General features: G+C 69.7%; 12 protein-coding genes and 1 pseudogene. 3 read left to right on the top strand and 10 right to left on the bottom strand.

What is annotated here, in order from left to right:
• Nucleotides 1–2 precede the first annotated feature (2 nt).
• The 3 genes from OHU89_RS22220 to OHU89_RS22210 all read right to left on the bottom strand — a co-directional run bounded on the left by OHU89_RS22220 (nucleotide 3) and on the right by OHU89_RS22210 (nucleotide 2,425).
• Nucleotides 3–851, bottom strand: a complete 849-nt coding sequence (locus tag OHU89_RS22220; RefSeq protein WP_405645268.1) for a MerR family transcriptional regulator — start codon at nucleotides 849–851, stop codon at nucleotides 3–5.
• Between the two features lie 74 nt (nucleotides 852–925).
• Entirely contained in the window at nucleotides 926–1,432 is a 507-nt protein-coding gene (locus tag OHU89_RS22215) for a glutathione peroxidase (RefSeq protein WP_266891052.1), read from the bottom strand.
• A gap of 9 nt (nucleotides 1,433–1,441) precedes the next feature.
• Nucleotides 1,442–2,425 (bottom strand): helix-turn-helix transcriptional regulator, encoded by a 984-nt coding sequence (locus tag OHU89_RS22210; protein ID WP_266891053.1) that lies wholly within the window; start codon nucleotides 2,423–2,425, stop codon nucleotides 1,442–1,444.
• 72 nt (nucleotides 2,426–2,497) lie between these two features.
• Here OHU89_RS22210 and OHU89_RS22205 point away from each other — a divergent pair, with 72 nt between their 5' ends.
• Entirely contained in the window at nucleotides 2,498–3,736 is a 1,239-nt protein-coding gene (locus tag OHU89_RS22205; protein ID WP_405645265.1) for an MFS transporter, read from the top strand.
• On the opposite strand, the pseudogene OHU89_RS22200 reads toward OHU89_RS22205, so the two are convergent.
• The 5 genes and pseudogenes from OHU89_RS22200 to OHU89_RS22180 form a co-directional block, all read right to left on the bottom strand.
• Nucleotides 3,710–3,811 (bottom strand): annotated as a pseudogene (locus tag OHU89_RS22200) (DUF397 domain-containing protein); the annotation flags it as partial. The gene OHU89_RS22205 and the pseudogene OHU89_RS22200 overlap by 27 nt on opposite strands.
• Nucleotides 3,808–4,641: a Scr1 family TA system antitoxin-like transcriptional regulator gene (locus OHU89_RS22195; RefSeq protein WP_405645264.1), complete on the bottom strand. Its 834-nt coding sequence runs from the start codon at nucleotides 4,639–4,641 to the stop codon at nucleotides 3,808–3,810. The pseudogene OHU89_RS22200 and the gene OHU89_RS22195, both read right to left, overlap by 4 nt.
• A gap of 140 nt (nucleotides 4,642–4,781) precedes the next feature.
• Entirely contained in the window at nucleotides 4,782–6,776 is a 1,995-nt protein-coding gene (gene fxsT / locus OHU89_RS22190) for an FxSxx-COOH system tetratricopeptide repeat protein (RefSeq protein WP_405645262.1), read from the bottom strand.
• Nucleotides 6,773–7,213 carry a hypothetical protein gene (locus tag OHU89_RS22185; protein ID WP_405645260.1) on the bottom strand — a complete coding sequence of 147 codons (441 nt, stop codon included), beginning with the start codon at nucleotides 7,211–7,213 and terminating at the stop codon, nucleotides 6,773–6,775. Before OHU89_RS22185 ends, fxsT begins: the two co-directional genes overlap by 4 nt.
• Nucleotides 7,200–8,186, bottom strand: a complete 987-nt coding sequence (locus OHU89_RS22180; RefSeq protein WP_405645258.1) for an SEFIR domain-containing protein — start codon at nucleotides 8,184–8,186, stop codon at nucleotides 7,200–7,202. The genes OHU89_RS22185 and OHU89_RS22180 overlap by 14 nt, the downstream gene beginning before the upstream one ends.
• Nucleotides 8,187–8,372: 186 nt before the next feature.
• Here OHU89_RS22180 and OHU89_RS22175 point away from each other — a divergent pair, with 186 nt between their 5' ends.
• Both OHU89_RS22175 and OHU89_RS22170 read left to right on the top strand, forming a co-directional pair.
• Entirely contained in the window at nucleotides 8,373–9,482 is a 1,110-nt protein-coding gene (locus OHU89_RS22175; protein WP_405645256.1) for a GNAT family N-acetyltransferase, read from the top strand.
• 111 nt (nucleotides 9,483–9,593) lie between these two features.
• Nucleotides 9,594–10,832: a DegT/DnrJ/EryC1/StrS family aminotransferase gene (locus OHU89_RS22170; protein WP_405645255.1), complete on the top strand. Its 1,239-nt coding sequence runs from the start codon at nucleotides 9,594–9,596 to the stop codon at nucleotides 10,830–10,832.
• Nucleotides 10,833–10,859: 27 nt separating this feature from the next.
• Here OHU89_RS22170 and OHU89_RS22165 read toward each other — a convergent pair whose 3' ends face one another.
• Both OHU89_RS22165 and OHU89_RS22160 read right to left on the bottom strand, forming a co-directional pair.
• Nucleotides 10,860–11,084, bottom strand: a complete 225-nt coding sequence (locus OHU89_RS22165) for a cold shock domain-containing protein (protein ID WP_405645253.1) — start codon at nucleotides 11,082–11,084, stop codon at nucleotides 10,860–10,862.
• A gap of 126 nt (nucleotides 11,085–11,210) precedes the next feature.
• Complete coding sequence (locus OHU89_RS22160) at nucleotides 11,211–11,975, bottom strand: hypothetical protein (RefSeq protein ID WP_405645251.1); 765 nt, start codon at nucleotides 11,973–11,975, stop codon at nucleotides 11,211–11,213.
• Nucleotides 11,976–12,067: the final 92 nt, after the last annotated feature.

Below are 12,067 nucleotides of genomic sequence, written 5' to 3'. Positions count from 1 at the left end.
GCTCACTTCACCGGGAACGCCACGTCGCACACCGCGTCGTCCGGTCCCGCCGCGTCCCAGTCCGCGAAGTAGATCTCCCGGCAGGGCCCGGCCTGTTCCAGGCCCTGCGAGGTGATCCACTCCTCCACCGCCTCGAACGCGGCCAGGATCTGCGGATGGGCCACCTGGGCCTTGGTGATACGCGTGTACGCGAACCGTTGGGCCGGCTCGACGCGGACCTGGGTCTCCCAGGCCCGCCCGTGCTCCGCCGCCCACGCCCGTGCCGCGGCCTCGTCGGCGACCGGCACACAGGACTCGGCGGGACCGTCGCTCTCCATGGAGACCTCGGAGTGGTAGACGACGAACGGCGCCGCCGTCACGCCCCCGCACGCCCGCGAGGCCCCCTCCAGCCGCCCCAGCGACGCCCCGATCCACGCCGGCAGCTCGTCCGCCAGCGTGTGCCGCTTCTCGGTGATCACCACCTGCTCCGGCAGCCGAACCGTCTCCACCACGAACTTCCCGTACATCTCGGAGCTCCTCCCCGACAGTCGTCCACGGAGGTACTCGGCGAGCGTCCGCTGCCCCGCCACCCGCGCCTCGACGTCCGCCCAGTACGTGGCCAGCACGTCCGCGCCCGCGGCCCCGCCCGCCTCGACCACCTCGGCGATCCGGGCGAGCGGCATGTCGAGCTGCCGCAGCATCGCCACGAGCCGGGCGCGTTCGACCTGGCCGGCGCGGTAGTAGCGGTAGCCGCTGGCCTCGTCCACATGGGCCGGGGCCAGCAGGCCGAGCCGGTCGTACAGCCGCAGGGCCTTGGCCGAGAGGCGGGCCCGTGCGGCGAAGGCGCCGATGGTGAGCAGTTCGTCGGTCACCGGTTCATCCTCCGTCACCGGACGGTGACTTCCGCCCGGTGACGAGGAGGCTCAGCCCTGCCCCAGGGGCAAGGTCAACCGGCGAGCTGCGCCTCCACCGCGGCGACCAGTTCGTCCGACTCCGGCTCGGTCTGCGGCGAGAAGCGGGCGACGACCGTGCCGTCGCGGCCGATGAGGAACTTCTCGAAGTTCCAGCGGATGTCCCCGGTGTGACCCTCGGCGTCCGCGAAACCGACCAGACGCTCGTAGAGCGCGTGCCGGCCCTCGCCGTTCACCTCGACCTTCTCGGTCAGCGGGAAGGTCACGCCGTACGTCGCCGAGCAGAACTCCGCGATCTCCTCGGCGCTGCCGGGCTCCTGCCCGAGGAACTGGTTGCAGGGCACGCCGAGGACGGTGAAGCCGCGCTCGGCGTACCGCTCCTGGAGCTTCTCGAGCCCGTTGTACTGCGGGGTCAGCCCGCACTTGGAGGCCACGTTCACGACGAGAACGGCCTGGCCCGCGTACTGGGAGAGGTCGGCGGCGCCGCCCTGGAGGGTGTCGATGTCGACGGCGAGGGGGGAGGTGCTGTCAGAAAGCGTCATAAGCGGATGCTAACTCCGGTAAGTGTCGGGCCGACGTGAGGCCTCCACGAGCACACTCCCCGCCGCCGTCCGCTCGTACAGCACCGACCGTCCCGCCCGCCGCCGCTCCACCAGCCCGGCGTCCAGGAGCACCCGCAGGTGACGGCCGACCGAGCCGAGGGCCTGGCCGGTGACGGCGACGAGTTGGCTGGTGCTCATGGGAGAGGCCAACAGGGCGAGGACCTCGGCCCGCGCGGTGCCGAGCAGTGCGCCCAGGCTCGCGGGCACGCTCCGGGCGCCGGGGTCGGCGAGGGCGCCCGAGCAGCCGTAGACGATGGCGTAGCGCCTCTGCTCCTCCCAGAACACCCAGCCGTGCCCCGGTGTGACCGGTACGAGGACGAGTTCGGCGCCGGAGATGTCGCGGGGCGGGAATTCCTGCACGTTCACCTGGAGCCGGTTGTCGCCGAGCCAGCGGGTCTGCCCCGGCTTCAGGGAGTCCAGTACGGCCGCCCAGCCGCCCCGGCTCACCCTCGCGGTCCGGGCGACCACGTCCGCTTCCAGGACACGCCGCCGCCGGTCCCAGTACGGCCGCACGGTCCGGGTCCAGACGTACTCCAGGAGCATGGCCGCCCGCTCGGGCAGGTCGTCGCGTTCCAGGGCGGCGGGGAGCGGGCCGGCGAGGGAGACGCGGAGGTGGGCGCGGGCCTTCGCGGGGTCGGTCGCCCGGATCTGGGCCAGCGTCTGTTCGAGGGGCTCCCCGTCGATCGGGAGAGGGGCGAGGAAGTCGGCGATCCAGGACTTGCCGAGCCCGGCGTGGACGAGCTGTGCGGTCACCGGGTCGGCGGTGAGGAGCGCGCGGTAGCCGGGCAGATGGGCGCGGAGCCAGGCCTCCTCGCCGGGGTGGGCGCCGGTGCCGGCGTGCAGCAGCTTCAGGCTGGCGAAGGTCTCGGCGAAGGGGGAGAGCGTGAACCGGCTGCGGGCGAGGGTGTCGGCGTTGAGCTGCCACCAACCCATGAGCCCTCCCGAGGTTTCGCGGACGGGCGAAAGAATAACGATCTCCTCCCCGCCACTCCGAGACTCCCCTGCATGCGCAGCTACCGCGAGCTCTTCCGCACCCCGGAGTTCACCCCCTTCTTCCTCTCCTACGCCGCCTTCAACGCGGCCCTGACGATCGGCGGACTGTCCCTCGCCACGCTGGTCTACCGGGCCACGGACTCGCCGCTGCTGGCGGCGCTGAGCATGTTCGGCCCGCAGCTGGCACAGGTACTGGGCGCGACCTTCCTGCTCTCGGGCGCCGACCGGCTGCCCCCGCGGGCGACGCTGGCCGGGATGGGACTCGCCTTCGCGGCCCTCACGGCGGTGCTGGCCGTGCCCGGGCTGCCGGTCTGGGCGGTCTTCGCGGTGGTCCTGGTACAGGGCCTGATCGCGTCACTGGGCGGGGGAGTGACCGGCGGCCTGCTGAACGAGATCCTCCCCAAGTCCGGTTTCGTGCTGGGGCGTTCGATGTTCAACATGGCTTCAGGCCTGATGCAGGTCCTGGGTTTCGCGATGGGCGGCGCGCTCCTGGCGCTCCTGTCCCCGCGCACCTGCCTGCTCCTGGCGGCGGCGCTGTACCTGACGGAGGCCCTGGGCTACCGCCTGGGCCTGACCGCCCGCCCGGCCCGCACCTCGGGCCGCCTCTCGGTCAGGGCGACCTGGAGCAGCAACGCCTTCCTGTGGTCCTCCCGCCCGCGCCGCCTGACGTATCTGGGCCTGTGGATCCCCAACGGCTTGGTGGTCGGCTGCGATTCCCTGTACGTCTCCTACGCCCCGCAGGCCGCGGGCGCGCTGTTCGCGAGCGGGGCGCTGGGCATGTTCGCCGGTGACGTGTGGGTGGGCCGTTTCGTACGCCCCGCCCTGCGCCCCCGGCTGGCCACTCCGCTGCTCCTGCTGCTGGCGACGCCGTACCTGCTCTTCGCGTTCCAGCCGCCGGTCGCTGCCGCGGCCGTGGCCGTATGCCTCTCCAACGTCGGCTTCGCCGCGAGCCTGGTCCAGCAGGAACGGCTGATGTCCCTCACCCCGGACGACATGGCGGGGCATGCGCTCGGGTTGCGGTCGGCGGGGATGCTCACCATGCAGGGCGTGGCCGCGGCACTGGCGGGCACGGTGGCCCAACTGACGTCCCCTGCTACGGGGATGACGGTGATGGCCGCGTCGTCGGTGGCGGTAACGCTGGGGCTAGCGGTGGCGGGTAAGCGGGAGGAACGACGTCCAGCTGTCGGGCGTGACGGTGAGGGTGGGGCCGTCGGTGTGCTTGGAGTCGCGGATGCGGATGGTGTGGGGTGAGGTGGCGACTTCGAGGCACGCGCCGCCCTGCTCACTGCTGTAGCTGGACTTGAACCACTGAAGCGTGGTGCTCATGTGTCTCCTAGCAAACGGTCCAACAGGCCCATGCTTTCCTGCGGGTTGAGAGCCTGTGCCCGCAGCATCGCATATTTGCGCTCCAGGACAGAGACCTCGTCGGGATCGGCGATCAACCTGCCGTGCAGCTGACCTTCGACGTAGCCGACGCGCTGGTGATCGGCCGTCTCGACGAGGATGAGCGGTCCGGAGAGGCCGGCGTGGAACCTGCGGCCGACAGGCATGATCTGGAGGGTGACACACGGCAGGTCGGCCAACTCGCCCAAGCGGCGCAGCTGCCCGAGGTAGACGTCGTCACCACCGAGGCGGTCCATCACGGTCACCTCGGAGATGACGAAGCTGATGGTCGGAGGCTCCTTGCGCTGGAGGATCTCCTGGCGCTCCATCCGCGCCGCCACCCGCTGCTCGATCTCGTCCTCGGCGAGCGCGGGGACGTCGTTGAGAAAGACCGCCCGCGCGTACGCCGGGGTCTGGAGCAGACCTGGCAGCACCTGGTTGTCGTACCAGGACAGCGCCAACGCTTCCCGCTCCAGATCGATGTACGTCTCCACCCACCTGGGGAACACATCGATCTCCGGCATGTTCGCCAGTGCCACGCCCAACGCGCCTTTGGTATCGAGGAGTTCGTCCAGCAGCGCCGCCAGGTCCTCCTTCAGCGTCCGTCTGCCCTGCTCGATCGACGCGATGGTCTCCTCGTCCACACCCACCCGCTCGGCGAGCGCCACCTGCGTCAGACCGGCCGCCCGCCGAAACGTACCGACGAGACACCCGACCATCTTCACGGCGGACGCGTTCTTCCTCATCCGCGAGCTGCGGCTCTTGTTGCTCATGCGGAGGAACTGCCCATCAGGGGGCGTACGTTCACTCGTTGTCACCCGTACAAGTCATTTGTACGGGTCGCCGCAGGCTGATCACGCCTGCGGTGGAGTCGACGAGGGCGGGGACTATGCCCAGGAGGTTGGACATTCGGTCAGCTTGGCCGGCCAGTCTGGCGCACTCGGGAGAGGCTTGCACGAGTGGCCAAGGTGTCGGGATGGGTGGCGCCGAGGACTTGTTCATATTGGGTGAGGGTGGTTTCCAGGAGGAGGGCTGCCCGTTCCAGGTCGCCGGCTTTGGCGTAGGCGAGAGCGAGGGTGCGGCGGCTGATGAGAGTGAAGGGGTGGGCATAGCCGAAGGCTTCTTCGAACTGAGCGAGCGTGACTTCCATGAGGCGGATGGCTTCTGCCGGATCTCCGGCATTGGCATAGGCGAGGGCGAGGTCATGGCGGCATATGAGGGTGCTGGGGTGGGTGTCGCCGAGGACTTGCTCGGCCTGGGCCAGGGTGGTTTCCAGGAGGGGGACGGCTCGTTCCAGATCTCCGGCATTGCCGTAGGCACTGCCAAGGTGGCGGCGGCATATGAGGGTGTCGGGGTGGGTGTCGCCGAGGATTTGCACGGTCTGGGCGAGGGTGGTTTCCAGGAGGGGGATGGCTCGTTCCAGATCTCGGGCGCCAAGATGGGCGTTGGCGAGGTCGTGGCGGCCGGCGAGCGTCCGGTGATCGGCGGTGCCGAAGTTCTGCTCGCGCTGGGCAAGGACCAGCTGACGCAAGGTGATGGTCTGGCCGTCACGCTGCTGTCGGAACAGATATTGGGCGGCGGCGAAAAACGTATCGGCCATTTCCGAAGTCGGCACGCTGCCGCCAGGCGCGCTCTCGGCGAGGGCGTCGATGTGAGGGAGGACCTGCTGCCACTGCTCCGTGGTGGACACATCGTCCTCACTATCCAGGGGCACGGCTTGCTGAAGGACATGCTCGGCGTCCCGGCGCCCGGGTGGGGGATCACCAGGGCCGTGCGGCCGACTTCGCAGCACTGTCTGGACCAAGCGATGGACGCTGATGCTCCCCTGGTCAGTGAAGCTGACCATGTTGTACGTGTGCAGCACTCCCAGGGCCTTGTTCAAGGCGACCGTGTCAGACACCAACGGCGCCAAGAACACCCGCGGAACGTCATCCGGCGCCAGCCACGCCATGGCGTCCAGCAGCCTGACAGCCAACGGATCGCGCCCCGCCACGGCCACGATCGTCCGATCCCAGATCCGAGCGATCGTCCGCTCCGGATCGATCCCCTCACTCGCCTCGTCCAGCACCAACCCCAGAGACCGGCGATACTCGTCGAGCCCGGCCCCCGTCTCATGGACATAGGCCCCCGCCTGCTCCAACGCCAGCGGCAAACACCCCAAGTCCCGCGCCAACTCCGTAGCCGCACTCCACTCCCCACTCGTCGGAGCCCGCCCGGGAAGCGCCAGCCGGGTCAGCAGATCGACCGCGTCCTCCAAGGGCAACACCCCCAGAGCCATGGTCCGCGTGGTCACCACATGCCACCCCGTCGCCTTGCGACTGGTCGCCAGATGATGTCCCCGGTGCAACGTCCCCACATACGGCTTCAGCACCGCCGGATCCTCGACGTTGTCGAAGACGAGCAACCACCCCTCATGTTCCTGAAGCCAAAGCACCGCCCAGGCCGCCCGCTCGTCCGACCCCACCGCCCCCGCCCACTGCGGGCACAAGGCCATGGCCAGCCCCGCCAGACCCGACACGATCGACTCGGCGCTCTCCGCGGTGATCCACCAGACCAGGGAGTACGACTCCCGGTACTCATGGGCGTAGTGCAGGGCCAGCGAGCTCTTCCCCACTCCGCCCAGCCCATGGATCGCCCGCACGGCGACCTGCTGGGTCACCGCGGCCGAACCGCCACCGGTCAACAGGGCCCGAAGCTCCCGGAGTTCACTCTCCCGCCCCACGAACACCTCGGTCGCCGACCCCGGCAGAAACCCCGCCCCCGCCGGCGCCACAACCGTCCGCGCCCAGTGCACGGCCTCCGCGGGCAGCACGACGACCCGCGCGTTGTCCCCGCTGACCGCGACCCCGATCGAATCACCCGCCGCGATCGCCCGCTCCCCGGACGCCTCGACGCCCTCCGTGCTCATGGCTTCGAGGAACCGTGACCGTCACCGGTGATCGCGACACCGATGTTCCCGCCCGCCGCGATCGACCGCGTTCCCGACGCGATGACGGTCGTCGTACCGCCACCCGCGCCCGCCAGCAGCGCGGCCAACTCCCCCTCCAGCTCAGGATGCTTCCGCAACGCCCGCCGGATCGCCTGCCGAAGCTCCCCCACCGCGTCCTCGTTCTCCGGCTCCGCCACGGCCTCCTGAACCGCCTCCACCAGCCCCTCGCGCCCCCGCTCGTCGACCCGCCGGTACGTCGCCCGCAGCAGCCCCCGCCCGACCTCGGCCGTCGTACCCGAGGCGGTGGCCGCGACCTCGTCCGTCAGCACCTCATCGCCGTAAGCCCCCAACGCCTCCCTCAGGAACGGCGTCATCCCCTGCACGAATTCGGCCTCCGCCACCTCACGTCCCCCCATTCCGCAACGCTCCGGGTATCTCCTCCTGCCGCGGCGGCCACCCCGGAATCACGTACGCCGCCCGGAAGTTGGCCACGAACCATTCGCGACCGACCCTCCTCATCAACAACGACCGCTCCGGCGACGGCGAGCCGCCGTCGGAGGAAGCCATCTCCACGATCGCGTGGTCGAGGCCGATCCGCCGCGGATTCCCGGCGGGACCCCACGAGGACGGGTTCACGGCGGCGTAGTGCCCACGCAGCACCTCCACCCTGCCCTCCAGCAGCAGCTCGGACAGTGCGTGCCGCGGTCGCTCCTCCGCCAGGGCGTTCGCCAGTTCCTCCCGGTCATGTCCTCGGACCTCGGGATGACCGGAGTTGGCGATGACCCAGTCCTGGGCGAGCGCAAGGCGCAGGTCCCGGTCGAGTCGCTTCCAGACCTCCCGCACGTTCCCCAGATACAGGTCGACCTGCCAGTCCCGCGCCGCGTCCTCCGGCAGGGAGCCGAGCATCACGGGAACGGCCCCGGGGCTCCCTCGCAGGACCCGGAGAAGCGGAGCAAGGTCCCCGTCACCGGTCTCGCCGACGACGTACGACGTCGTCAGGTTCAGCGGCACAGGGATCAGCCGCCGGTCCTCCTCCCGCAGCACGACCGGCAGGTACCGCGCCTTGTCCTGCCGCCCGTGATACAGCCCGGCCGTGATCAGCGCACCCTCCCACCTGACCCCGGATCCGACGCCCTCCGCGGAGTCCCGGTTGAACCGCTCCAGATAGATCTCGGTGACCACGACCAGTACGAAGTCGGCCTTGGTGAGCTCCCGCCGCATCCAGTCCGGCCAGGACTCGGGCGGCTCGTGCTCCTCGAACTGGTCGATCCAGGCGTCGATGCCCGCATGGCGGAGCCGGTTCGCGAGGTTGAGGACCGCCTTGCGGTGTCCATCGCCGTCGTGCGAGTACGAGATGAGCACACGGACATCGGGAACGGGCACGGCCATGAGATCAATGTAGGGGTCGCGCAAACGCGGAGGGAACGGAACCTCCCACTCCGTACGGTTCCGTTACGACAGGCACCCTTGACAGTCTGCGTACTGTTTCGCGACGTTTGAGCCTCACCGCACACTGTGCGCGTGGCAGGACGCGGTAGACGCGTCATTGGGGGGAACTGGGGGGAGCGGTCGCCCATGCGATCCATGAGCAACTCCATGAGAAACCGGATAACGATCCACAGACCCGCGGAGCTGGGCGGAGAGCTCCGCGAGGCCTGGCACCGGGTGACTGACGAGTCGCCCGACTTCGGAAACCCTTTCCTGGCACCGGAGTTCGCGGCCGGCGTCGGAAAGTACCGTGGCGGGGCCCGGGTGGCGGTCCTGCACGAGCACGGGGAGCCCGTGGGCTTCTTCCCGTACGAACGCAACGCCTTCGGTGTCGGCCGGGCCATCGGTCTCGGTCTCTCGGACTGCCAGGCGCTGGTCCACCGTCCCGGAGTCACCTGGGACACGGGGGAGCTGCTGCGGGCCTGCGGTCTCTCGGTCTTCGAGTTCGATCATCTGGTCGACGAGCAGAAACCTCTCGGCCGGTATGTCACCGGGACGTTCGCGTCACCGGTCGTCGATCTGAAGGCCGCCGAGGGTACGTATCCGGAGTGGCTGCGCGGCTCCTATCCGGGTCTGGCCAAGACGGTTCTGAAGAAGGAACGCCGGCTGGCCCGCGACCTCGGTGAGATGCGGTTCGTCTTCGACGAGCGGGACCCGGGGATGCTGCGGCAGCTGATGCGGTGGAAGTCGGCCCAGTACCGCCGCACGGGCCGTATGGACCGCTTCGCCCGCCCCTGGATCGTCGGTCTCACCGACCACTTCTTCCAGGTGCGCGAGGAGCACTTCACCGGCGTCCTGTCGGTCGTCTACGCCGGTGACCGTCCGGTCGCGGCCCACTTCGGGCCCACCTCGCGCACCGTGTTCGCGGCCTGGTTCACGGCGTACGACCCCGAACTCCGTTACTACTCGCCGGGGTTGATCATGCATCTGCGCATGGCGGAGGCGGCGGGCCGGCAGGGCGTACGGGTGATGGATCTGGGGCGCGGCGACAAGGAGTACAAGGACTGGCTCAAGACCCGTGAACTGCGCGTCGGTGAGGGCTTCGCGTACCGGCCCCACCCGGTCGCCGCGACCCACCGTCTGTGGCGCAGACCGGTCCGGGGCCTGCGGAACACGGTTCTGGCGCATCCGCGGCTGCGGGAGCCGGCCGACCGTCTGCTGAAGACGGTCGGCGGTCTTCGCGCGAAGACGCGCTGAGCATTCGTCCGGCACGGCATTCGAGAGCGTACGCCGCTCCCGGGTGCCCCTTCGGGGATCCCTTTCGCGGGGCTCCGACCCCTTCATGACTCCTTGCTGGAAGAGGTGACGATGCCGTACGGATCGCGGCTCGCCGCGACGATGACACGGCGGCTCGGACGGGAATGCGTCTACACGCCCTCGGCGCGACTGGCCCTCTACCTGGCCCTGCGGCGCTGGTGCCGCCCGGGCGGCCGGGTCCTGATGTCCCCGGTGAACGACGACGTGATCCTCTTCGTCGTCCTCGCGGCCGGCCTGCGCCCGGTGCAGGCCCCGGTGTCGCCCTGGGACGGCAACATCGACCCGGCGGCCGTACCGGAGTCCACCTGGCGCGGTGTGGACGCGGTGCTGACCACGAGCCTGTACGGGATGCCGGACCGGATCGTCGAACTGCGCGACCGTTGTGAGCAGTTGGGGATTCCGCTGATCGAGGACGCGGCGCATGCGATCGGCACGCACGTGGACGGGCAGCCGATCGGTACGTTCGGCAAGGCGGCCGCCTTCAGTCTCTCCAAGCACGTGGCGGGGATGGCGGGCGGCTTCCTGGCGGTCGAGGACGCGCGTGCGCGCAGGGAGCTGGAGCTCCTGCGGGACGACCTGCTGACACCGGCGAGGCTGACGGCGGATCTGTCGACGGCCCTGCGTCCCCTGGCCCGTTCGGCGGTCCGCGCGCTGCATCTCGTACGCCCCACCTGGCGCACCATGCAACGCCTGGGCCTCCTGGAACGCGACGACTTCCGCATGGCCCTGCACGCACCGAGGCTGTCGCTCTGCGCCCACGAGGCCCCGAGCCTGCTGCCGTACGACCCCTGGATCCGCGTGGACCTGCACGACTACCGCGCCCGCCACGGGCGTCTGGTGCGGGCGGGCCTGAACCTGCGCATGAACCTGCTGGACGAGAACCTCTCCCGCCGCAGAGAGGGCGTCACCCTGCTGTCAGGCACCCCCTGGGCCTCCCCGGCCCTGAACGACCGAGCGGCCCACAACGGCCCCCTGCCCCTGTTCCGGGTCCCCTTGCTGGTCGAGGACCGCGACGCCCTCGTGGAACGCCTGGTCACCCACGGAATCGTCTCCGGCTACATCTACGACCCACCCCTGGACGACTACGCCGGGCCAGAATTCACCGACCCGTCCCCCGACCCCACCGCAGCCCGCTGGTTCGCCTCCCACGTCCTCCCAGCAGACCCCCTACTGGCCCGCAAAATGACGAAAGCCCTCACGAAGGAGCGCACAAAAACAGCCCACCCGCCAACCCCGGCACCCCCGAAGGCCATCCCGGACACCACACCACCGGCACCACTGGGCCAGTGAGCGGAGGGTGAGGATCGGACCCGGCCGTCAGGTGGGCCGTACCACGATGCTCACGGCGCGGTAGTCGTAGCCGTCCTGCTTGAAGCCCGGGGCCTCCCAGACGAGTTCGACCTGCTGGCCGGGGGTGAGGCTGCGGTAGCCGGGCCGTTGGATGTCGGCGTAGTGGCCGAAGCAGCCGCCGGGGGTCTCGGGGCTGTCGAGGACACCCCAGCCTTCTTCGTCGCGCCACTCGCGGACCGTCGCAATCACCATGACGGGCACTCTACGAGCGGGACTGCGGCGCGGGACATCGATTTTCGCGAGGCGACCACTCGCCGCGCACAGGGCCGGTTCGCAGGCCTTGACCTGCGAACCGGCCCTCGGTCGTGCGGGATACGGTCAGCGCACGTCGACGAAGTCGCCGGTGGCCTTGACCGCGGCGGTCGTGGTGGTGCCGCTGAAGCTCCAGCGCCAGTAGCCGTCCTGGGCGGCCGTGACGGTCGTCCTCAGCTTGCCGGTGCTGTCGCTCGTCACGGTCTTGACCGTGGTGTACGTGGCACTGTTCTTCGGGCGGAACTGCAGCTTGACGGGCTGCGAGGTGTAGCCGGCGTACACGTACTTGTCCCAGTTGGCGCGGGCCAGCTTGCCCGTGACCGTGATGGTCTTGCCCTTGGTGACGGGCTCGGGCGAGGCGTCGACACCGAGCGTGGAACGCCGCTTCACGGGGTGGGTCTGGTAGACGCCCCCGTAGTAGTCACCGTCCTTGGCCTGGAACTGGACGTACACGTCCCAGGGTCCAGCGAGGGTGTTGCGGGGCAGGTCGATGTCCTTCTCCAGCTCGACGCCGAGCTTGCAGTTCGACGTCGTGGAGCTGGTGGCGGTGCACGTGGGCTTGCCGTGGAACGACCAGTAGTCGTCCCCCTTCTCGCGGTCGATCTGCAGGAACGCGAGGTCCTTGCTGATGCCGGAGTCGTCGGAGACGGTCACCGCGATCGTGAACGACTCCGTACGGGACGTGCCGAAGACGATGGACTTGCCACCGTTCACCGACACCTTCTCGATCACCACTCCCGTCTCGGCCGCGTACGCGACCGGCGCGGTGAGCGCGGAGCCGGCAAGGAGGAGGGCGCCGCCGAGAGCGGCGCCCATGACTGCTGCACGCATGGATCCCCATTTGCTTCGAGCCGGCCGTCGACCCTGGAACCCCCCAGGTCACGGGCACGGCAGGTGCGGTGAGGATACGACATTCCGCGTAC

Source organism: Streptomyces sp. NBC_00019 (assembly GCF_045041015.1).
Lineage (GTDB): Bacteria > Actinomycetota > Actinomycetes > Streptomycetales > Streptomycetaceae > Streptomyces.
Note: the sequence above shows the minus strand (reverse complement) of the source record. Positions and strands in the feature narration are given on the sequence as shown.

Excerpts from the sequence above, each read along its gene's own strand:
- OHU89_RS22215 (WP_266891052.1), bottom strand. The coding sequence starts at position 1,432 with ATGACGCTTTCTGACAGCACCTCCCCCCTCGCCGTCGACATCGACACC.
- OHU89_RS22210 (WP_266891053.1), bottom strand. The coding sequence starts at position 2,425 with ATGGGTTGGTGGCAGCTCAACGCCGACACCCTCGCCCGCAGCCGGTTC.
- OHU89_RS22205 (WP_405645265.1), top strand. The coding sequence starts at position 2,498 with ATGCGCAGCTACCGCGAGCTCTTCCGCACCCCGGAGTTCACCCCCTTC.
- OHU89_RS22195 (WP_405645264.1), bottom strand. The coding sequence starts at position 4,641 with ATGAGCAACAAGAGCCGCAGCTCGCGGATGAGGAAGAACGCGTCCGCC.
- fxsT (WP_405645262.1), bottom strand. The coding sequence starts at position 6,776 with ATGAGCACGGAGGGCGTCGAGGCGTCCGGGGAGCGGGCGATCGCGGCG.
- OHU89_RS22185 (WP_405645260.1), bottom strand. The coding sequence starts at position 7,213 with ATGGGGGGACGTGAGGTGGCGGAGGCCGAATTCGTGCAGGGGATGACG.
- OHU89_RS22180 (WP_405645258.1), bottom strand. The coding sequence starts at position 8,186 with ATGGCCGTGCCCGTTCCCGATGTCCGTGTGCTCATCTCGTACTCGCAC.
- OHU89_RS22175 (WP_405645256.1), top strand. The coding sequence starts at position 8,373 with ATGCGATCCATGAGCAACTCCATGAGAAACCGGATAACGATCCACAGA.
- OHU89_RS22170 (WP_405645255.1), top strand. The coding sequence starts at position 9,594 with ATGCCGTACGGATCGCGGCTCGCCGCGACGATGACACGGCGGCTCGGA.
- OHU89_RS22165 (WP_405645253.1), bottom strand. The coding sequence starts at position 11,084 with ATGGTGATTGCGACGGTCCGCGAGTGGCGCGACGAAGAAGGCTGGGGT.
- OHU89_RS22160 (WP_405645251.1), bottom strand. The coding sequence starts at position 11,975 with ATGCGTGCAGCAGTCATGGGCGCCGCTCTCGGCGGCGCCCTCCTCCTT.